19 protein-coding genes are annotated in these 19,632 nt (G+C 43.3%); 7 read left to right on the top strand and 12 right to left on the bottom strand.

Going from position 1 to position 19,632, the window contains the following annotated elements:
• Positions 1-13 precede the first annotated feature (13 nt).
• Positions 14-388, bottom strand: a complete 375-nt coding sequence (locus D6V41_RS07105) for a hypothetical protein (RefSeq protein ID WP_136250802.1) — start codon at positions 386-388, stop codon at positions 14-16.
• Between the two features lie 204 nt (positions 389-592).
• Between D6V41_RS07105 and D6V41_RS07110 the strand changes: the two genes are divergently transcribed.
• Positions 593-901 carry a DUF6482 family protein gene (locus D6V41_RS07110; RefSeq protein WP_136250803.1) on the top strand — a complete coding sequence of 103 codons (309 nt, stop codon included), beginning with the start codon at positions 593-595 and terminating at the stop codon, positions 899-901.
• Positions 902-922: 21 nt separating this feature from the next.
• On the opposite strand, the gene D6V41_RS07115 is transcribed toward D6V41_RS07110, so the two are convergent.
• Genes D6V41_RS07115 through D6V41_RS07125 form a run of 3 tightly spaced genes read right to left on the bottom strand, consistent with a single transcriptional unit; the run spans position 923 to position 3,930 of the window.
• On the bottom strand, positions 923-2,059 hold the full coding sequence (locus tag D6V41_RS07115) for a mechanosensitive ion channel domain-containing protein (protein WP_241664454.1): 1,137 nt from the start codon (positions 2,057-2,059) through the stop codon (positions 923-925).
• Positions 2,031-2,585 carry a DUF3750 domain-containing protein gene (locus D6V41_RS07120; protein WP_136250804.1) on the bottom strand — a complete coding sequence of 185 codons (555 nt, stop codon included), beginning with the start codon at positions 2,583-2,585 and terminating at the stop codon, positions 2,031-2,033. Before D6V41_RS07120 ends, D6V41_RS07115 begins: the two co-directional genes overlap by 29 nt.
• Before the next feature lie 22 nt (positions 2,586-2,607).
• Entirely contained in the window at positions 2,608-3,930 is a 1,323-nt protein-coding gene (locus D6V41_RS07125) for an ABC1 kinase family protein (RefSeq protein ID WP_136250805.1), read from the bottom strand.
• A gap of 259 nt (positions 3,931-4,189) precedes the next feature.
• Here D6V41_RS07125 and D6V41_RS07130 point away from each other — a divergent pair, with 259 nt between their 5' ends.
• Positions 4,190-5,506 carry a saccharopine dehydrogenase family protein gene (locus D6V41_RS07130; protein WP_136250806.1) on the top strand — a complete coding sequence of 439 codons (1,317 nt, stop codon included), beginning with the start codon at positions 4,190-4,192 and terminating at the stop codon, positions 5,504-5,506.
• 63 nt (positions 5,507-5,569) lie between these two features.
• Here the strand turns inward: D6V41_RS07130 and D6V41_RS07135 are convergent, their stop codons facing one another.
• The 3 genes from D6V41_RS07135 to D6V41_RS07145 all read right to left on the bottom strand — a co-directional run bounded on the left by D6V41_RS07135 (position 5,570) and on the right by D6V41_RS07145 (position 8,731).
• Positions 5,570-5,986, bottom strand: a complete 417-nt coding sequence (locus D6V41_RS07135; protein WP_136250807.1) for a hypothetical protein — start codon at positions 5,984-5,986, stop codon at positions 5,570-5,572.
• Positions 5,987-6,250: 264 nt separating this feature from the next.
• Positions 6,251-8,179, bottom strand: a complete 1,929-nt coding sequence (locus D6V41_RS07140) for a DUF885 domain-containing protein (RefSeq protein WP_136250808.1) — start codon at positions 8,177-8,179, stop codon at positions 6,251-6,253.
• A 63-nt stretch (positions 8,180-8,242) separates the two neighbouring features.
• Complete coding sequence (locus D6V41_RS07145) at positions 8,243-8,731, bottom strand: retropepsin-like aspartic protease family protein (RefSeq protein WP_136251154.1); 489 nt, start codon at positions 8,729-8,731, stop codon at positions 8,243-8,245.
• A 311-nt stretch (positions 8,732-9,042) separates the two neighbouring features.
• On the opposite strand from D6V41_RS07145, the gene D6V41_RS07150 reads away from it, so the two are divergent.
• Positions 9,043-11,796 carry a M16 family metallopeptidase gene (locus D6V41_RS07150; RefSeq protein ID WP_136250809.1) on the top strand — a complete coding sequence of 918 codons (2,754 nt, stop codon included), beginning with the start codon at positions 9,043-9,045 and terminating at the stop codon, positions 11,794-11,796.
• Between the two features lie 978 nt (positions 11,797-12,774).
• Here D6V41_RS07150 and D6V41_RS07155 read toward each other — a convergent pair.
• Together D6V41_RS07155 and D6V41_RS07160 are read right to left on the bottom strand one after the other, a co-directional pair.
• Positions 12,775-13,077 (bottom strand): type II toxin-antitoxin system RelE/ParE family toxin, encoded by a 303-nt coding sequence (locus tag D6V41_RS07155; protein WP_136250810.1) that lies wholly within the window; start codon positions 13,075-13,077, stop codon positions 12,775-12,777.
• The gene (locus D6V41_RS07160; RefSeq protein WP_136250811.1) at positions 13,077-13,316 is read right to left on the bottom strand and encodes a type II toxin-antitoxin system ParD family antitoxin; all 240 of its coding nucleotides are present in this window, start codon (positions 13,314-13,316) and stop codon (positions 13,077-13,079) included. Before D6V41_RS07160 ends, D6V41_RS07155 begins: the two co-directional genes overlap by 1 nt.
• A gap of 163 nt (positions 13,317-13,479) precedes the next feature.
• Between D6V41_RS07160 and D6V41_RS07165 the strand changes: the two genes are divergently transcribed.
• The 3 genes from D6V41_RS07165 to D6V41_RS07175 all read left to right on the top strand — a co-directional run bounded on the left by D6V41_RS07165 (position 13,480) and on the right by D6V41_RS07175 (position 14,523).
• On the top strand, positions 13,480-13,791 hold the full coding sequence (locus D6V41_RS07165; RefSeq protein ID WP_241664455.1) for a BrnT family toxin: 312 nt from the start codon (positions 13,480-13,482) through the stop codon (positions 13,789-13,791).
• The gene (locus tag D6V41_RS07170) at positions 13,791-14,075 is read left to right on the top strand and encodes a hypothetical protein (protein WP_136250812.1); all 285 of its coding nucleotides are present in this window, start codon (positions 13,791-13,793) and stop codon (positions 14,073-14,075) included. The genes D6V41_RS07165 and D6V41_RS07170 overlap by 1 nt, the downstream gene beginning before the upstream one ends.
• A gap of 124 nt (positions 14,076-14,199) precedes the next feature.
• Positions 14,200-14,523 carry a hypothetical protein gene (locus tag D6V41_RS07175; RefSeq protein ID WP_136250813.1) on the top strand — a complete coding sequence of 108 codons (324 nt, stop codon included), beginning with the start codon at positions 14,200-14,202 and terminating at the stop codon, positions 14,521-14,523.
• 87 nt (positions 14,524-14,610) lie between these two features.
• Here D6V41_RS07175 and D6V41_RS18300 read toward each other — a convergent pair whose 3' ends face one another.
• The 3 genes from D6V41_RS18300 to D6V41_RS07190 form a co-directional block, all read right to left on the bottom strand.
• Complete coding sequence (locus D6V41_RS18300) at positions 14,611-14,976, bottom strand: hypothetical protein (RefSeq protein ID WP_241664456.1); 366 nt, start codon at positions 14,974-14,976, stop codon at positions 14,611-14,613.
• A gap of 124 nt (positions 14,977-15,100) precedes the next feature.
• Positions 15,101-15,652: a DUF6702 family protein gene (locus D6V41_RS07185; protein WP_241664457.1), complete on the bottom strand. Its 552-nt coding sequence runs from the start codon at positions 15,650-15,652 to the stop codon at positions 15,101-15,103.
• The gene (locus D6V41_RS07190) at positions 15,642-18,113 is read right to left on the bottom strand and encodes a M1 family metallopeptidase (protein ID WP_136250814.1); all 2,472 of its coding nucleotides are present in this window, start codon (positions 18,111-18,113) and stop codon (positions 15,642-15,644) included. Before D6V41_RS07190 ends, D6V41_RS07185 begins: the two co-directional genes overlap by 11 nt.
• 352 nt (positions 18,114-18,465) lie before the next feature.
• Between D6V41_RS07190 and proB the strand changes: the two genes are divergently transcribed.
• Positions 18,466-19,629 (top strand): glutamate 5-kinase, encoded by a 1,164-nt coding sequence (proB, locus tag D6V41_RS07195; protein ID WP_136250815.1) that lies wholly within the window; start codon positions 18,466-18,468, stop codon positions 19,627-19,629.
• Positions 19,630-19,632 lie beyond the last annotated feature (3 nt).

Genomic DNA, 19,632 nt, shown 5'->3' on the forward strand with positions numbered 1-19,632 from the left:
GATAAGGCTTGATTTAGCATTCAGAAGGGTCGCCACCGGTTTGCTCTTTTAACTTGATGCAAGCCTGTTTCGCTTTTTCAGCAGCACTTGTTTTAGCATCTTCCAGTTTTTCTTCGCCATCTTTAAGTAGTTCGTCAGCTTTCTCTTCGCTATCTTCTAAAAGTTGGTTTGCTTTCTCTTTACCCTCTTCCATCATTCTATTTGCGTCGTCTGCCATTTCTGACGCTTTATCTTTTGCAGAATCATATGCATCTGCACTTTCTTCTTGCGCTTGTTCCAGCATTTGTTGCGCATCTTCGTTAGATTCTTCGGGTGCATCGCTGCACGCTGCTAAGCCGAAAAGACTGATAAGCGCAATAAATGCAATTTTTGTTTTTAGTGTTAACATCGTTGGTCTTCCTTAATCATGTTTAAGTGGTGTTGCTTTATTTTAACGTAAAGCGTTTGGAGCATATCACTATTTGTACTTCATTCAAGTGACTCAAATCTGCGTCAGGTGTCGCTTAAAGCGCAAGTTACACCAAAATGAACCCATCACAATACAATGCGTAAAGATTAGGGTTTACCTATGATTAGCAGAGCAGAGCAAAGCATGCACAAATTTAAAATCGATAAAATAAAAAGCGCTTCGATGAAAATCACCAAGCTTGAAGTTCAATCTTTTGAGATGAATGTGTATTTAGTAAAGCTTTATACGCACGACACAGAAGGCTTTGTTTACGACGCTTCAGACAAACCCATGCGCTTTCACAACTCTCAGCAAATTCGCGACGCCTTTGAGCATTGCGAGGTGGACGAAGCAGTCATGATCCACGATTCGCCCTATGATGAAATGATTGGCAATCCTAACAAGCCAGAGCCTTCTATGGCGATGCCTTTTTCTATGCAGCAGCCATATTAGGAATAACGACATTCGTAAAGATTATTCCGCTTTCTTATCTTGAGCGAGCAGCGTTTCTAAGCTCTGTTCGCGTTTTTCAATTTGCGCTTTTAACTTGTCCTTATCGTCACCTTCTGCGCTTTTAAGCTTTTCTTTCAGGGCGAGGATTTTCCCTTTCAAGGTTTCGACCTGCTTTTCTTTGCTCTCCGCTTCTTCTGCTTTATCGAAGATTATCTCTTCAGGTAGAGTATCATTTTCACGTTTTTCTGCGTATAGGCGACGATCCTGCTTTGGGATAACCGGCGGTTTATCATCCATGCGCCGCTGATTCATAAAGCTTGGCGAAACAATCTCAATGCCGTTTTCATGCAAGGTGTTTAATACCGCGCCCATGAGGCGAGAGCGCGCTGAAATCATGCTTTTTATTTCTGTGAGCAAGCCGGAGATACGGTAAGTAATCGAAAAATCGCCCAGTTCCAGAATTTGCACAAACGGTTCTTGAAGTTCAATATCGTTAGCCGCTTGCAGTAAGAGTTTTTCAATGTGCGAATGATGCAGATCATAGCCTAAGGACAGAGTGGTTGAGATAATGGTTCCCGAGGAGCGCACCACAGTTATTGGCTGATTAAGCAAGTAGGCATTGGTTAGAGCAATCAATTCTCGCTGCTCGGTTTGAATTTCGGTATCAAATAATCCGCGCTCTGTTACGCGCCCGGCATGCTCACCTACTATTATAAAATCGCCGGTTCGAAAAGGTTTAGTAAATCTAAACACAATACCTGCCATCACGTTTGCCACTAAAGAAGTGGACGAAAATGCGATCACACCGGAGAGTAAAATTCCGATCAAAGCTAAAATCTGATTGCGAATACTCGGCTCTAGCGGCAGAGCTATCACTAAAGCAATGATCGCGATAACATAGAATAACAGCAAAATTAGCTGTCTGGAAAAGCGTTTTGATACCTCTAAATGTTTATCGCCTAGTAACAATTTGTGCGCAAGGGGAAGAACAAAAATAACGAGCAATAGCATAAGCGCAAAAGGCAGTAATTCTTGTCCTAGAGCAAATATAGAGTGAATGAGATCCTGCATTTGATAAATCGGTCCTTGTTGTGTTGTTCGCTGTTCGATGAGCTTGGACAGCTTATAGCTAATCAGCGTAACCACTTCCAATCGCATTAAATGGCATTTTAAGCTCAAGCGCTGGAATTTCTTTACCTAACCAGGCTGGAAAGGTGTTGCTGTTTGGGCCTGGCACCAGAGTATATTCATTTGCGTAGGGATAACGCTCTACCGCAGCATATATTTGTGGGATAAGCGTTTTGGCTCTGTCTCCCTGAATAGATAGGATCTTCTCCGGCTTTGCGCCATACCAAAATCGATCGGGAGTATCGGTGGTGTAGCTTCTTAGCGCGGGTAAACCGCTATCGACTCGCCAGCCAACCACTTCATACACGGTATATTCGGGAGCTTGTTCTTCTTTAACGGCAACCCAAGTATGCACTGCAAACCAGCCACGCCAACTAAAAGCATCTGCCGCATAAAATTCAATAACCGCTTGTGGCGTCGTTTCAGGTTTAGGTGCAATACCTGCTGGCTCACGCGATGCTGTGCGCCAGTCAGAATTGCTGCATGCACTTAGCAGAAAAACAGCTATGACTATACTCAGGTAATGTAAAAATGTTTGTTTTCGTTTGTGGTACATATTTTTGATTCAAGTTATTTGTTTAAAGATGCTTTACTACCCGTTCTCGCAGCGCAAACTCACAATTGAGCTTATTTGCCAGTAACACCATACCACTAACTTTACGATTAACCAGTGCAACATCAAAATTGGGAGATTCTATTTCACGCTGTTGACGCATCAAGGTCTCGGTTTGTGCATATAAGCGTTTAATTAATCCTGATGACTTGAAATTGTATTGCGAAGTTTGCAAGCACTCACCTGCAGCAAGCGTTGCTTCGATTATAGTGTTTTGAGTGACTTCTGGCATGCGATCGTAAATAAGTTTCAGTGAGCGAAGGCCTTGCTCACACAGCTGTCGATTTTGTTCCAGCATGCCGCGCGCGATTAATTTGTAATGAGCAGATAAGTCCTTCGGCAATGATTTACACGCGCCAAAGTCTAATAAGGCAATTTGCCGGGATTGTGGCAAGTATAAATAGTTGGCAAAGTTGGGGTCGCTTTGAATAAATCCATACGTGAAAAGCTCATTTAACAACAGATCAAACAGGTGTTGGATGATTTGGCTGCGCTCGTTCTCTGCTCTATATTGCACATTATCCAGACTCTCCCCTTCAATAAATGACATACACAGTATTGCCTTATTTGACAAAGGGTCATAAATTTCTGGTACCACAAAACGCGTATCCTCGGCCAAATGGGTAGAAAAAGAGCGGATATATTGCGCTTCTTGTTCGTAATCTGCTTCAGTTTTTAACTGCGCTTTTGCCTCGAGTAAAATTGAATCAAGATCAAAATCTTTGGGAAGTATTCCGCTTAAACGAAGCAAACGGCCAACATTGTTAACATCACTGTCTATGCTTTTTACCACTCCAGGATACTGGACTTTTACCGCCAGCCATTGGCCGCTTTTCAATTGTGCTTTGTGTACTTGCCCAATGGAAGCTGATGCAACCGGCTCAAAACTAAAATATTTAAAGTGAGAATCCCAGTTATTTCCCCAATGTGTATTGAGTGTTTCAAGCAGTTGAGTCTTTGGCATCAAATCTGCGCCTTCTCTTAAACGCTTTAATATTGGCTCCCAGCTTTCAGGTAAAAACTCACCCGCATCCATAGAGATCATCTGCCCAATTTTCATTGCTGCGCCGCGCATTTCGCTTAGCCTTTTGGCAATACTATTGGCGTTTTGGTCCGACAACAACGCCCGAGATAAGGAGGGTTTCTGTGCTTTAAAAAGTTGTGACGTCGCGTCTAGCGCAGTTCGGGCAGCGATGGAGCCAAACATACCTGAAAGTTTAAGCCCGCGGGAAAGACTTGTTTGAGGGACGCGGCTACTTGGCTTGTTGTCTTTTTTATTTTGACTCATGTATCAGTATTTACTCATTTCGTAAGCAAGCGTGTTAATAAGCAGGCTGTATTCATACGAAGTAATAAGCTAAAAGTATTGCTTTGATATGCCTTGGCTTGTTGAATGACTCGTTGCAAATAGTGATAGTTTTACCTATCGTGCACGTACGAACGTAACAAGATAAATGCTCAGATGATACCGATGATTGCGCCTTTACTTTGCAGCGCTTTCATACTCGCTTATAAGCATACGCTGATAAAAATAAAAAGAGAACACGATGACTGAAAACAATATTGAAGATAAAACCGAAGATAAAACTAAAGATAAAAGCAAAGCTAAAAGTGATAAACAGGCGCGCCCGCACTTTGATTTGATCCTTTATGGAGCCACGTCTTTCGTCGGTAAAATAATGGTTGAGTATTTAGCGAGCTTGCCAAGTGATGAAGTAAAATGGGCAATAGCAGCAAGAGATGAAGCTAAACTGAAAGCACTTAAAGCAGAATTTTCACTTAGCGATAAAATTACTCACTTTGTTGCGGATGCACAAGACGAAGAAGCGCTTAAAAAAATATGCCAGCAAACCAAAGTAATTGTTACCACCGTAGGTCCCTACGCGCTTTTTGGTGAAACAATGCTTAAAGTTTGCGCGCAAAGCGGCACCGATTATTGCGACCTTACAGGTGAGCCGCAATGGATTAAAAAAATGCTCGATAAGTATGAGCAAGATGCCAAAGAGTCTGGCGCACGAATTATTAACTGCGCGGGCTTTGATTCCATCCCCTCTGATTTGGGGGTGTATTATACTCAACAGCTTGCTATTGAGCGCACAGGCAAACCTGCCAAGCAAATTAAAATGCGGGTGCGCAAGATTAAAGGTGGTGCGTCTGGCGGCACGGTAGCAAGCTTGTTGAACGTGCTTAAAGAAGCTGACAGTGACGCTTCTTTGAAAAAACTGTTGGTGAACCCCTACATGCTTTGCCCACAAAATCATGACTTTCATGTGCGACAAAAAAATCACAAAAAAGCAGAATATGATGAGCAACTTGGCATATGGACGATGCCCTTTGTGATGGCGGCGATTAATGAGCGGGTGATCCATCGCAGTAATGCCTTATTAAATAACCGTTACGGCACCGATTTCAAGTACGATGAAGCGATGTCTGCCAAAAAGGCCTCAACTGCTTGGACAACTGCGCTTGGTTTAGGCGCATTTGTGGCAGCGGCAAGCATTAGCCCAATTCGCAGTTTGCTCGAAAAATACGTTTTGCCGAAACCGGGGGAAGGGCCGAGCAAAAAAGAGCAGCTTGAAGGCATGTTTGATATGCGTTTTTATGCTTCGCTTAAAGATGAAGATAAATCAGACAGTCAGGATATGTCGGATAATGCACAAATTTTACAGGTGCAAGTTATTGGGGACAGAGATCCGGGTTATGGGGCTACCGCAAAAATGCTCACTCAGGCTGCGCTTTGCTTGGCAAACGATGTTGAAAGTCTTGAAGGTGGCTTTTGGACACCAGCTGCTGCCCTTGGCGATCACTTAATTGAACGACTGGCACAACATGCAGGTGTGAAAGTGAGTCGAGTCGATTATTAAACCAAACGTTTTTATTAAACACTAAGCGCCTTTAAAAAGGCGCTTAGTGCATTTGATTAAGCATTAAACACAGCTAGACAAGTCTTTACTAAGCTCGGTGATAAACTTGCCGTTTTTATCGGTGTAGCGATACACCATTACAAGCTCTAGCTCTATAAACGGGCGGAAATTTTCCATCGCACAAAGTTGAGAAATCACATTTTCTTCAAAGTGCTGTGCCACAAGCTGAGGATTAACTTCTTCTGCGTCAAAGTCTGTAAGCGTATTGTTGTAAATCATATAGTTGGCAAAGGTCGCTACCGAATCCAATCGTGTATCTGAATCGACCTTAAGTGGGGTTTGCTTATTTAACTCATTGACTAGATCCGTAAGTCCAGACGAAATTAGTCGATTGGATTTTGCTTGAGCGGGTATGCAAGCAAGTGCTATTGATAGCGTGCTAGCGATTACAAGTGAGGATAAAGCCTGAAGTCGAGTCATGATAGTTACCTATATAAAAATCTACGGCGCGAAATAAAACGTGCAGAGCAGTTTTATTGGCGGCTAATTTTTCTATCGGCGTACATAGCATTTGCTTGATAATTAATTGTCTGAATAGTCGTATATGTCACTTTTGCATCTGCACGAAAACTTATCCCTTTAATGTTATTAAGTTTTTTATACAAAATAAAAAACGCCAAACTCTTCAGTAGTTTGGCGCCAACTGATATTAAGTAACTAATTGCCTTATCTAGGCTAAGTAAGTTAAGCCTTTTGACTTGCTATCCAAGCATCCACTCTTCGCTCTAAAATCGCCAGTGGCATTGCGCCTCCGCCCAGAACCGTGTCGTGAAACCCTCGTATGTCGAACTTATCACCTAATTGCGCTTCGGCTTTTTCTCGCAGTTCCTGAATTTTAATCATGCCAATTTTATAGCTGGTGGCTTGCCCCGGAAGCACCAAGTAACGACGAATTTCGCTTTTCGCCTGAGCTTCGGTAACAGCAGAATTTTCAATGAAATACGCGATTGCCTGTTGCTCGCTCCATCCTTTTGAATGTAAACCGGTGTCGACCACCAAGCGAATGGCTCGCCACATTTCAGAGCCTAATCGACCAAATTCTGACAGCGGATCCTGATACGTGCCAGGCATTTCTTTGGCCAGCCATTCGGTGTAAAGCGCCCAGCCCTCGCTGTAGGCGGTAAATCCCGCTTGCGTTCTGAAGGTAGGCACGCCAGTAAGCTCGTTCTGAATGGCAATTTGCATATGATGTCCAGGGAGCCCTTCGTGATAGGCAATCACTTCGAGCTCACGTTTAGGCATGGCCGTCATATCTGATAAATGCGCGTAGTAAACCCCTGGGCGAGAACCGTCAGGTGTCGAGGGAAAGTAATGTTGAGCTGCACCATCTTGCTCTCTAAAGGCTTCAACGCGTTTCACCACCATATCGGCTTTCGGTAAAATGCCAAAATAGTCAGGCAGCACTGCCTTAATTTTATCAATAGCGGCAGTGGCGTCGTCAATGTAGGCCTGTCTACCTTCGTCGGTATTCGGGTAATACAAACGCTCGTCGTCTTTTGTGTCGCGTAAAAATACAAAAAATTCAGCCAAACTGCCTTCAAAGCCAAATTCGTTTTTCACCGCTTCCATTTCTTTGCGCAAGCGGCCGACTTCCTCTAAACCAATTTTATGAATTTCATCGGCACTAAGGTCGGTGGTTGTCTGATTGGCAAGACGATAATTATAAAAGTTAATACCGTCTGGAAGATCGGCTGCTCCCATGGCTTGTTCTGACGCGTTGGCTCTGTCTGTTTCCTGCCAGGCAATCAGATTTTCATAAGCCGGTTTGAACACGGTTAACAGTGCATTTTTAATTTCTTCTTGCATGCTATCTGCTTCATCCTGGGTCATTTCACCTTTCTCAACGAGGGTCGCCAGTTTTGATTTAGCATCAGCCCATATTGCACTGTCTTCAGAACTACTGTCAGAATTTTTAGCACTGTTTTGGTTGAAGGGCGCGCCTGAGATGATTTTGTTAGATTCTTTAATGACTGAGTCAAACGCAAAATAGGGAGGACGGACGCCTTTTTCAGCTACTTTTTGTGAAATTGCTATGAGCTGATCCATCGCCCGGCCGGTTTCATTGATTCGGCTCAAATAATTCTGCATATCTTGCGCATTTTCAACGCGATGAAAAGCGATCAGCAACTGCGGAAAGAATGAATGTACCGCCTGCATTTGATCAAATACATACGTGTTGAATCGAAATTTATCCGCAACTTCAGCATCTTGCGCTTGATACATCCAAATATCATAAGAAATTTTCGCATCATCGCTTAGCTTTTCGTAATTAAAATTGTTTTTAAGCTCTTCAGCGTTTTTTCGGGAGCGGGCTAAGGCGTCATCCAATGCTTTTTCAGAAAAGTCATCAATTTCGCCCTGACGCTCGCTTCTTCCTAAAAATGCAAGTTGAATGGGGCTTTGCATCACTTCTTCTTCGTACTTTTCCTCAAACCATTGATTCAGGCGAGCGGTTTCCGCCTCTATTTCAGCTTGAGTAAAGCTTGCACTTTGCTCACTTGAAGCGACTTGCTGCGTTTGAGTTTCGCTGGTAGCTTGATTGTCAGTTTCAGGGGCCGGGCTGCATGCCCCTAGGGCACTTAAGGTCGCGATAGCAATCAAATGATGGCGCATATGGTATGGTCCTTTTTTATTAGTGTATGTGTAGGTGTCAACACATAATAGTAGCCCTAAAGCCTAATAAGTGCGAATGGTTAATGTATCTCCTCGTTGGGACCATTCCAAATGCTTTAAAGCGCTCATACCCAGCAGGATTTCATCAGACCGAAGGCCAGGATTAAGGTTGGCATCCACATTAAGCAATCGAATATCACCAATTTGAAGCTCATTGATGTTGGTGTAAGCTACGGTGACCGGGCCATTTGCGGTAAGGGCCTGAAAGCGTTGGCCTGGCTGTAAACCTAAATAATCCCTTAAATGCGCGCCAATCGATACGCTTGTTGCACCCGTGTCCAGCAAAAACGTGACTTCTTTACCGTTGATCAAACCGCTGGTGACGTAATGCCCTTGTCGATTGCGCTTAAGGATCACTTCAACACCTTGCTGCGATACCTTGCTTTGCGGAGACTGATTAGGATTGTATTGTTTGTCGAGCATGCCAGAAAAATACGCGATGAGTAATCCAAATACGATGATCCAGGCAGCCACGAGCATCCACACACCCATTTTTGAGGTGCTATTGTCATTTACACCTTGCGGCTCTATATCTGGCAAGTTGCCTCCTTTACCGGTTAATCGTATTGAATTTAAGCACGATGACACACTTTTTTACAACTTAATACGGGAATTCCAAATAGTTTGATTAGATACTAAGCTATCAATACTCTGTCTTTTGCAGATATGATTGCAGATAGGGTTAAAAAACGCTGTAAGTTAACAGACAGGCATTGCATAACTTGCTGCGCGACTGTTTACTTGATAAACCCTAATGGATGCGGTAGCAAATAACTGTTTTTAAACAGATTAACGAGGAAGATATGATACACACAAAAAGTCCACAGTCAGGGAAGCTGATACAGGCTGTATTAACAGGCATTTTTGCGCTTGTTTGCAGTGTAAGTTTACATGCACAGGAAATTGACATTCCTTATGAAAAATTTGAGTTAGACAACGGTTTAACTGTTGTTGTACATGAGGATAGAAAAGCGCCAGTTGTCGCTGTTGCGGTATGGTACAAGGTTGGCTCTAAAGATGAACCTGAGGGTAAAACAGGTTTTGCGCATTTATTTGAACATCTTATGTTCAACGGCACTGAAAACTATGATGATGAATGGTTTAAGCCCCTTCAAGAAGTTGGCGCAACAGGATTAAACGGTACCACGAGTTTTGACCGCACGAATTATTTTCAAACGGTGCCAACACCTGCGCTTGATCGGATTTTGTGGATGGAATCTGATCGCATGGGGCACTTACTAGGTGCAATCACGCAAGAGAAACTGGATGAGCAGCGCGGCGTTGTGCAAAACGAAAAGCGCCAGGGCGAAGATCAGCCTTACGGAAAGGTGTTTGATCGCATCATCAACAATATGTTCCCGGATGAACATCCCTACTCGCACCTGCCGATTGGCTCAATGGATGATTTAAATGCTGCTTCATTAGAAGATGTTGAAAGCTGGTTTAAGCAATACTACGGTGCAGCCAATGCAATCTTGGTACTGTCGGGTGATATAAACGCACAAGAAGCTCGTCCATTGGTTGAGAAATACTTTGGCGATATCGATGCAGGGCCTGCATTAACCAAGTGGGACGCATGGGTACCTAAGCGTTCAGCGAATTCTCGAGAAACCATGCAGGATAAAGTGCCTCAAACACGAATTTATCGCGTGTGGGTAGCGCCTGAAGATACCAATCCAGTGTCTACCGATCTTTTCATTGCTGCCAACGTGCTTGGTGACGGAAAAAATTCCCGCCTATATAAAGAGTTAGTATACAACCAACAGATCGCGACCGGTGCATCGGTTTTTAATCTTGAACTGCAAATGGCGTCTATTTTCGGCGTGGTTGTGGATGTGGCCGACGGTGTAGACGTTGATAAAGTTGAGCGTGAGCTTGATAAAATCATGGCTGAGTTTTTGAAAAAAGGCCCAAGTAAAGATGAAGTCAGGCTGGTTTCTACAAAAACAAAAGCGGGTATTATCCGCGGACTTGAAGAAGTTGGCGGATTTTCTGGAAAAGCACAAACACTCGCACAGGGCGAGCTACTTGCAGGTGACCCAGCGTTTTTTAAAACCGAACTTGCGCTTTTAGACAAAGCCAACCCAAAATCGGTGTTAAATGCATCTCGCGAATGGTTAAGCAATGGCTGGCATCAACTTACCGTGGTGCCCTTCCCAGAATATTCTACGATTGAAACAGACCTCGACAGAAGCGCCGGCCTACCCGATGTGACAGGAGAGACTGAATTAAGCTTCCCTGAGGTGCAAAGTGCACAACTATCTAACGGCATTACGGTCAATTTGGCACAACGCAGCACCATCCCGGTTGTTAACGTTGCCTTTCAGTTTGACGCCGGATTTGCTGCCGATAAAGGTAACAAGCTAGGCTTGGCTACCTTCACAACGCGTATGCTTGATGAAGGTGCAGGCAAATACGACGCGCTTGAACTTGCAGCTGAGCTTGAGCAGCTAGGTGCAAATTTGGGGGCAGGCTCTAACTTAGATACCACCACTGTAAGCATGTCGATGCTCAAAGAAAATATGAATGACTCGCTTGAGCTGTTAAGCGATGTGTTGCTGCGCCCAAGTTTCGACAAAGACGAGATAGAGCGTCAGCGAGCTTTATTGTTCAGTGATATCGCACAGCAAATGGCACAACCAACCGCAATCGCCTTTACCTTATTACCACCGCTTATTTTTGGTGATGATCATGCCTACGGTATCCCGTTAACGGGCACCGGTACGAAAGAGTCGGTAGCAAGCATTACGCGTGAAGATATGGTGGCCTTCAAAGACCAGTGGATGCGTCCGGATAATGCGACCATTTTTGTTGTGGGTGATACTACCATGGACGAAATTAAGCCAATGCTTGAGAAAGAGTTCGGAAAATGGAGTGTTGCTGGAAGTAAGCAAGAAAAAGTCATTGCTGAAGTGGCGCTGCCCGAAGAGGGACAGGCCATTATTATTGACCGTCCGGGATCTGCTCAGTCGCTCATACTAGCTGCGCATGTAGCCCCTCCTACCGGTGTTGATAATAACATTGCAATAAACGCTATGAATTCAACGCTAGGGGGTGAATTTACTGCGCGCGTTAATATGAATTTGCGTGAAGATAAAGGTTGGGCATATGGTGCCTATACCTTCTTACAAGATGCGAAAGGTCAGCGCTTGTTTATGGTTTATGCTCCGGTACAAACAGATAAAACCGGTGATTCTTTAAAAGAGTTAGTTAAAGAACTCAATGCCTATAAAGGTGACAAACCACCAACATCTGAAGAGCTAGAGCGCGTGGTTCTTGATCAAGTACGCTCATTACCTGGTCAGTACGAAACCTCTGGTGCAGTATTGGGCTCACTGCTATCAAGCAACCGTTTTGATCGTGAGCTCAATTACCCAGAGAGCTTACCAGAGAAGTATCGCGCATTATCAACACAAGATCTGGAATCTGCCGCTGAGCAAGTTGTGCACCCTGGTAAACTTACTTGGGTGATCATTGGTGATGCCAGTGCAATCAAAGAAGAAGTCGAGGCAGCCGGTATAGGAAGCGTGAGCGTAAGAGCAATGAACGAGCTGTAAAAATCGCGTAGCGCCTTTACGTCATAAAACCCCTTTCTGTTTTCAGGAGGGGGTTTTTTCATTTTGCATTATTGGTTTGTCACTTTTATCACTGTGGCAGGCTCGTGCCAATCGTTTCCACAATTCTTGCCAATACGATTTAAAAACTGTTTTTGAAGCAAGCTTTGAATTTTAAAAGATGTTTTAAGTATGTACCCGACGGTTACACCTTATGTTTCAACAGACCGTTGGTTTACTAAAGATAATTAACTGCCCGTCACTATCGCGAAGGCGATAGTCTCCTAAAGACCAAGGAACGGACGATAGGATTCGTCTACAAAGAATCGTCATTCCGGCGAAGGCCGGAACCCCTAAACTCTCGTCGATCAGCTAAAAAGCGTGAATTTCTATCAATTTGGTTTGATTTCTCAACTCAACGATATACGCAGGGAGGTTGCGGCCTCCGCCGCAATGACGATAGTTTTTTTAAAATACGCAGAGTGCCGCTTTTGAATATTAAAAGTGAGTATTGACTTAGTTGCTCAACGTTCACAAAAAGTATTAAAGAGCGTTCGTCGAATTATGCGATCGCACAAGTAGCAAGCCGCATCACCACCGGAGAGCTCTAATTTGTATATCACAAAAATGAGCATTCATCCGCATCTTAAAATGTTACATTATCGCTTGAATGAGCGGCGCAAAAATATGAACGAGCATTCCAAACACGCTTCCGGTAAAAAAGCCAAGCCAACCGTTTTTACCGATGGAGGTAAGTGGCCGAGACGATTAGAGCCACGCTCTTTTATCACTCTGCTGAGTCAAATACCAAACTCTTCCCAAGATAGAAAAATCAAATGTGCTTTTGCGAAAACTCAATGAGGTGTAATAGTAAAAGGAAATAGTGGAGCGCTAAAACAGATGGCAAATACGGCATGATACCTACCGAAGACAATGAAAACGGATATCTGGGAGGAGCGCCATCTACCGCTTATTTTGGCGTCATGTGCCGTCTAGCTTAGATTTGACGTCCATGCGCTTATGTATAATACGGACAATTTGAATGTCATTATTTGACACCAGTCTATAAAAAATCACATGACTGCTGCATGGAAATTTTCGGTATCCAACTTCTATAAAATCACATACCTGGCCAGCATCAGGGTTGTTCGCCAGGTTGCGAAAGGTATCATCAAACTGTTTTACATAGACAGCTCTTTGTTTGATTCTCCATTTTCTTTGCATATATGCGGCAATAGACTTTAAATCTGTTTTGGCTTTATGAGTTACAGAAAACTTACCCATTATCCAAGTTCGTCGTCCAATTCTTGCATCAAAGATTCATAGCTATTTTCTGCAGTACCACTTTCTTCACCTTCCTTGAGTAAGTGTCGCAATGTTGCAATTTTTTGTTCATTGTCTTCGAGTAATCTCAAACCGGCGCGCACCACTTCACTTGCAGACGAGTAACGACCTTCATTTATTTGTTGCGCAATAAATCCGTCAAAATGTTCACCCAATGTGATACTAGTATTTGTAGCCATCTTACAATCTTATGTACCAGAATATACCTAATATTGGTATTAGGCACATAACAAGTCAAATAGCAGAGATTACCAACTCTTGTCGTGCCATTTCCATTCGCAACCGTCACGCCATAGCTGATAACTCGTTATTACAGCGTTAGCTATGCCTACTTAGTATCTGATGACATACGGCACACGCGGTGCTAAACTAATCGCTATGAAATCGATAAACTGGAATCTGGATAAAAACCAACAACTACTTAATGAGCGTCGTGTTTCATTTGAAGATGTCGTTGTTTGCATACAACAAGGTGAGCTTCTGGATATTATTGAGCATCCGAATAAGGAAAAATATCCGAATCAACGAGTATTCGTTATAGAGATTGATAATTACGCATTTTTAATCCCCTATGTCGAAACTGACGAAGAAATTTTTCTTAAAACTATAATTCCAAGTCGAAAAGCTACGAAAATTTATTTAGGAGACAAGTAATGCGAGAAGTTAAATTGAATCCTGAAGAGCAGGAAATATTAGACGATTTTGATGCAGGTGAATTCAAATCAGTTAAGACTCCAGCTCTTAAAAAAGCTGCTCAATCTGCGGCTGAAGAAACTCTGAAGAAAGATAAACGAATCAACATTCGAATATCAAGTCGCGATCTGCTTGCTCTACAACGTCGTGCAGCAAAAGAAGGCTTACCTTACCAAACCTTAGTTTCAAGCATCTTACACAAATATGTAGCTGGGAGTCTTGAGGATAGGATAGCTAACAAGTGATTCAACAGAGATGCCCATCTCTTGTCATGCCATTTGCATTCGAAACCGACGTACAATGGGACACAGTTTTGGATTTCGCCCAATCTACGCTTATAATTCAAAGGTTTTACATCAAGGCAAGAAGATGACAAAAAGATACGTTAATCGGTTTTGTGAAATATCGCATTTATCTGAAGCAGAGCAGGTATCGCTTCTTGAAAAAGCGAGAGTTGAGGCTTTTGTTAAAATGAAATTATCTGGAAGAAGCGCAATTTATATGTTCGGCTCTCTTTTAGCGTGTTCCGGGATAGGTTTGGTCGGCGGTACGTTGTTGTTTGGGTACGAATCAATTTATTTCTTTATCATTTTAGCTATTTCAATATTTGCAAATAACTATATAAACGCCAGGTTGCAGGGCACATTAATACGAAGAGGGTTGACCAACATATTGAGTAAACCTCACGCATAACAAAGCATTAAAGCGGATAAAAACGAAAGCGACTTTCGCCCCAATTTGTATATCACAAAAATGAGCATTCATCCGCATCTTAAAATGTTACATCATCGCTTGAATGAGCGGCGCAAAAATATGAATGAGCATTCCAAACACGCTTCCGGTAAAAAAGCCAAGCCAGCCGTTTTTACCGATGTATCGCGCAAGTGTGGCGCCAAAAAGACCAGTCCACAGCATAATGCTGTACACCGAAGTAATGCCTGCGCCTAGCTCCTGCGGCATAAACAGTAAAGACAACACGAGAATTGCCATTGCGCCGGATAGCAACACCCAATTGATGTTTTTCGGGTTGGTAAACGCATTGTATTGATTCGCCTTTTCAGCGCTGTTTTGAGAAGCGGTTTGACCGGCAAAACCCTCTCGCTTACTTTCTTCTCTTTGTGCCTTAATTCTTGCGCCTTTTGACATGCAATCTTTCCTTTAACTCAGCTTTTGTGTGCTCTGCTTTGAGCCAGCGAATAACAAAATTCGCAGTGCAATATGTTCAGAATCACTTGCTATCATAATGCGAAAAGAAGGATGAAGGCCAGACTTACCGAAAATCAACGCTTAGGACTTCAGTATTATCTGTAAATGTCAGGGTGTCGATATCCTTACCCACTTCAATATTTACCGTATTGGTTTGTGCGAACCAGATATCCCGCAAAGCGTTGTGAACCACTTGAATGCCTTCAAGTGTATCCGGCGCTGGCGCTTCCTGGTAGACCCAAAAATGTTTACCGTCGACTTCAAAACCTATTGGCGTAAGTTTTATGGGCGTATCGTCTTTTCGATAAAGACCAAAGCGTGCATACACATATTCTGCAAACTGTGACTGGGTTTCATGCGATTGGATAATATCCGCCTGATTACCGAATATTTCTTTAACAGCGTGTTCTGCATCATGAAGTTCAAAGCGATGCATCACTTCCAGTGTATTTGCCCTTGGATTGTATACGACTTTACTCAGTGCCAGTTTTTGTTGGTGCGCAAAGGCGCTCTGCGTTGCCATATTAACGCAGAACAAACACAATAAGCCTGCCAATGCAAGTTTTGAACGGAACATGCGGTATAAATTTAATAAACCGTCTTGCTTAGTTTTCATCGTCATTGTCATCGTTTGGATCTTTCAGCTCAGATTTTATGTCATGCATAATATCACGAGAGGTTTTCGCCTCGCTCTTACTGCGCTTAAATGACTCGATGCGCGACTCAATTATTTGCTGAGGGAAATGATTGTTGCGAATATCCACATCAGCGGTTTCCCAGCGTGGGTCAAGTACGACTTTTTCTATAACTTTCGCCTTATCGGTAACAAATAATTTGTCCACCTGCTTGGGTGAACGTCGCCAAATTTCTGCAGGAATACGCACTATTTCCGAGCTGCCATCTGAGAATGTCATTTCTACAATCAGCGGCATAACAAGGCCTCCGTGATTTGAAAACGACATCACATAGTAGTTTTTATCTTCTTTGACTGCGCGTTCAAGCGTGGCTTTTTCCCAAGGCTCTAATCCTTTAAGGTAAGACTGATAGGCGTTGCGTTCCTTGTTCGTTACGGTATAAATATCGTTCTCATCGTAAAAGTCGCGAATATCTTCGTTGCGCTCAACCCAAAGTTTTTTACCCTCAGCGCGATTGCGTTCAACGGTCAGCGACAGTGGTTTGTCATTCATCAACTCACGTTCACGGGTAAAATCAATATCGGGGTCCTCAGTATCCATTCTCAGCTTATAAACTGCATCTACGGAGATATCCACATGGTCGGTCGTGTAAAACCAGCCTCGCCAAAACCAGTCCAAATCCACGCCCGAAGCTTCTTCCATGGTGCGGAAAAAATCGGCAGGTGTTGGGCGCTTATACTTCCAGCGCTGTGCATATTCTTTAAAAGCGAAGTCAAATAAGTCACGGCCTAAAATCGTCTCACGTAAAATATTCAGTGCAGCAGCAGGCTTGGTATATGCGTTTGGCCCTAATCGCAAAACTGAATCTGACTGCGTCATAATGGGTACCTGGGTGTTTGACTTCATATAATCGGTGATGTCAGACGGCTCAACTCCCCAGGGAATATCTGGATCCCATTCGCGCCCGGCAACACCGTCTAAAAAGCTGTTGAGTCCCTCATCCATCCACGTCCACTGACGTTCATCAGAATTGACAATCATCGGAAAGTAAATATGACCAATTTCGTGGATAACGACGCCGATTAAAAAGCGTTTTTCAGCCAGGGAATAGGTGCGCGAACCATCATCTCTTAGTTCTGTGCGCGGACCGTTAAAGGTGATCATGGGATACTCCATGCCGCCTACGGGCCCGTTTACAGACTGTGCAACAGGATAGGGATAGTCGAATGAAAAACGCGAATACACTTCCATGGTATGAATCACCGACTCAGTGCTGTATTTTTTCCAAAGGTCGCCGCCTTCTTTTGGATAAAACGACATGGCCATTACAAGCGGCTGCTCGTCACCGCCTTGCTGGTAGCCCTTCGCATCCCACATAAATTTACGAGATGAGGCCCAGGCGAAATCGCGCACATTTTCAGCTTTAAACCGCCATGTTTTGGTTTTATCAGTGCCGGCTTTTTCGTTTTCAAGCGCCTCTTCTTCCGTCACAATAAAGACGGGGCGCTTAGCATCCTCGGCATCTTTTAAGCGTTTGCGCTGTGTTGAAGTTAAAACATCATTAGGGTTAGTTAAAACACCAGTGGAGGATACGATATGGTCTGCAGGGACTGTTAGACTTACATCGTAATCGCCAAACTCAAGGGTGAATTCACCACTGCCAATAAATTCTTTATTGGTCCATGCTTCATAATCCGTGTAGGCGGCCAAGCGCGGAAACCATTGCGCCAGCAAAAAGATATCATTGCCGCCTTCTCGTGCATCATCAGGAAAATGTTCATAGCCTGCTCGAGCAGAAACCGCGTCTTCTTCAACAATGTTAAAAGCAAAATCAATATCAAAACTGAATTTATCTCCAGATTTAAGCGCTTTAGGTAAATCTACTCGCATCAAAGTACCAACAATGGTGTACTTAAGCGCGTTGCCATTCTTTTGCGCTACTTTTTTAATATCGTAACCAAGCGCAAGGTCTTCAATAAAATGCTGACGCCTCAGTTCGGCAAGGCTTATTTTTGCAGGGGACGCATTATTGCTGGCGGTTTGCGGACCATCACTTCCAATGCTATTAAATGTCGATGTAAGGTTAGCCATTGAATCCTGTTTGAACTTGTTTTGATCAAGCTGGATCCACAAATACTTGAGGGTATCGGGGGAGTTATTGGTGTAAGTAATGCTTTGTTTCGCTTCAATTCGGCGCATTTTCTCATCAAGTTTTGCCTGAATAACATAATCAACTTGTTGCTGCCAATACATGTGTCCAGGCGCACCCGCTGCATTTCGATATACATTGGGTGTGGGCAGAACTTCATCTAACTGACGAAATTTATCTTCAAATTTGCCTTTACTTTGTTTTATGGCAGCGTGTGAATGAAGCGTGACGCTTGCAAGCGCACAAATCGTTAAAACTCTATACAGGAGGCGTTTACTATCAGAAAAGGTCATGCAATATCCTTTAATACGGCGAAATGCTTTATGGCAGTTAAATCTTTAATCAATTATTTTCGAATATACAGCTATATATTTATCGAAGTCAAAGCGCGTAAAAGAAATAATCATTTTTATACATAGTCGTATTACGCTAAATGGCATGTGCCCCGGTATTTTGAACGAAAAAAGCGAGATGCATTGGTCAGATTACATTGTAAACAAAATGTGAGTTTTTAAGCGCTTTTGGTGAAATAGAGCTAAAAAGCATAAAAAACAATGCTTTTAGCACTTTTTAGTTATTTGAGCCCTTGAGAAAACGTGCTAAATCTCTATCCTACTTAGCCAAATTCAACGATATCTTTAGGTGATGACCGCATTTTCTTGGCAGACAGCCGTAATTAAAATTGGAAGCGCACTTGTCTCTCCAGATGGAGAAGGCACGAGCGAAAAATTCCTTGGGAATATTGCAAACTTTATTATTGAGTGTCGCAAGCAAAACAAGGACGTGATTTTAGTCTCGTCCGGAAGTGTTGCTGCTGCGCGAGGTGTAATTAAGATTGGCGTTAAAGTCAGTCCTGAAAAAAAGACCGCTATGGCAGCCATTGGGCAAACCAAAATGATGGCTACTTGGGCAAATTTGTTTGATTTCCCCTGCGCTCAATTACTGTTGACGGTAGAAGATCTCAACGACCGCAAGCGCTTTGTAAATATTAAAAATACGATCCAGCAGTTGTTAGTCCATGGTGCACTTCCTATTGTGAACGAAAATGACACAGTAGCCTTGGACACCAGTAAAGTTGGCGATAACGACAACCTTGCAGCTCATACTGCTATTGCTGCTCAAGCCGATTGTTTGATTATTTGTACCGATGTTGATGGGCTGTATACAGGAAATCCACGCCTAGATCCTGAAGCCAAACTGTTGCCTACCGTTGATCACATTGATGAAGGGATTATGGGCCTTGCCGGTGGTGCAGGTTCGGCCGTTGGGACAGGTGGCATGATCACTAAACTTCAGGCCGCTCAGAAATGCGCTGGAAGCGGTATTCAAACACTGCTTGTCAATGGTGAAAAAGAATCTACCTTTAAAGAACTCATTAAAGGAAATTGTCCGGGTACACTGTTTTTAGCGTATGACGAAGATAGTACGGCGCGACAGGATTGGCTCAAGCATACATCACATCCTAAAGGAGAGCTGGTAGTTGATAAGGGAGCCTATCTTGCTGTAACCGAGCGCGGCGCATCTCTTTTAGCTGCGGGCATAACGCAGGTAATTGGCAAGTTCAATGAAGGCGATGCTGTGCTGGTAACTCACGAAGGAAAAGTGATTGGTAAAGGCTTGGCCGCGTATTCCTCTAGTGAAATACAACAAATTAAGGGCGCCAAAAGCGCTCAAATACAATATATCTTGGGCTACAGTGAAAGTGCTGAAGTCTTACATCGAGATGATTTTGTATTGCTGCACCACGACCGGGATACGGCTGACGACCATAATCAACCTTTACCCGATGACACCCATACTTACGATTGAGTC

The sequence above is a fragment of the Ningiella ruwaisensis genome (assembly GCF_004798935.1).
Classification (GTDB): Bacteria; Pseudomonadota; Gammaproteobacteria; order Enterobacterales; family Alteromonadaceae; genus Glaciecola; species Glaciecola ruwaisensis.

What these genes read in the sequence shown, in the direction of transcription:
- D6V41_RS07105 (WP_136250802.1), bottom strand. Translation starts at nt 388, where the DNA reads ATGTTAACACTAAAAACAAAAATTGCATTTATTGCGCTTATCAGTCTT.
- D6V41_RS07110 (WP_136250803.1), top strand. Translation starts at nt 593, where the DNA reads ATGCACAAATTTAAAATCGATAAAATAAAAAGCGCTTCGATGAAAATC.
- D6V41_RS07115 (WP_241664454.1), bottom strand. Translation starts at nt 2,059, where the DNA reads ATGCGATTGGAAGTGGTTACGCTGATTAGCTATAAGCTGTCCAAGCTC.
- D6V41_RS07120 (WP_136250804.1), bottom strand. Translation starts at nt 2,585, where the DNA reads ATGTACCACAAACGAAAACAAACATTTTTACATTACCTGAGTATAGTC.
- D6V41_RS07125 (WP_136250805.1), bottom strand. Translation starts at nt 3,930, where the DNA reads ATGAGTCAAAATAAAAAAGACAACAAGCCAAGTAGCCGCGTCCCTCAA.
- D6V41_RS07130 (WP_136250806.1), top strand. Translation starts at nt 4,190, where the DNA reads ATGACTGAAAACAATATTGAAGATAAAACCGAAGATAAAACTAAAGAT.
- D6V41_RS07135 (WP_136250807.1), bottom strand. Translation starts at nt 5,986, where the DNA reads ATGACTCGACTTCAGGCTTTATCCTCACTTGTAATCGCTAGCACGCTA.
- D6V41_RS07140 (WP_136250808.1), bottom strand. Translation starts at nt 8,179, where the DNA reads ATGCGCCATCATTTGATTGCTATCGCGACCTTAAGTGCCCTAGGGGCA.
- D6V41_RS07145 (WP_136251154.1), bottom strand. Translation starts at nt 8,731, where the DNA reads ATGGGTGTGTGGATGCTCGTGGCTGCCTGGATCATCGTATTTGGATTA.
- D6V41_RS07150 (WP_136250809.1), top strand. Translation starts at nt 9,043, where the DNA reads ATGATACACACAAAAAGTCCACAGTCAGGGAAGCTGATACAGGCTGTA.
- D6V41_RS07155 (WP_136250810.1), bottom strand. Translation starts at nt 13,077, where the DNA reads ATGGGTAAGTTTTCTGTAACTCATAAAGCCAAAACAGATTTAAAGTCT.
- D6V41_RS07160 (WP_136250811.1), bottom strand. Translation starts at nt 13,316, where the DNA reads ATGGCTACAAATACTAGTATCACATTGGGTGAACATTTTGACGGATTT.
- D6V41_RS07165 (WP_241664455.1), top strand. Translation starts at nt 13,480, where the DNA reads ATGACATACGGCACACGCGGTGCTAAACTAATCGCTATGAAATCGATA.
- D6V41_RS07170 (WP_136250812.1), top strand. Translation starts at nt 13,791, where the DNA reads ATGCGAGAAGTTAAATTGAATCCTGAAGAGCAGGAAATATTAGACGAT.
- D6V41_RS07175 (WP_136250813.1), top strand. Translation starts at nt 14,200, where the DNA reads ATGACAAAAAGATACGTTAATCGGTTTTGTGAAATATCGCATTTATCT.
- D6V41_RS18300 (WP_241664456.1), bottom strand. Translation starts at nt 14,976, where the DNA reads ATGTCAAAAGGCGCAAGAATTAAGGCACAAAGAGAAGAAAGTAAGCGA.
- D6V41_RS07185 (WP_241664457.1), bottom strand. Translation starts at nt 15,652, where the DNA reads ATGAAAACTAAGCAAGACGGTTTATTAAATTTATACCGCATGTTCCGT.
- D6V41_RS07190 (WP_136250814.1), bottom strand. Translation starts at nt 18,113, where the DNA reads ATGACCTTTTCTGATAGTAAACGCCTCCTGTATAGAGTTTTAACGATT.
- proB (WP_136250815.1), top strand. Translation starts at nt 18,466, where the DNA reads ATGACCGCATTTTCTTGGCAGACAGCCGTAATTAAAATTGGAAGCGCA.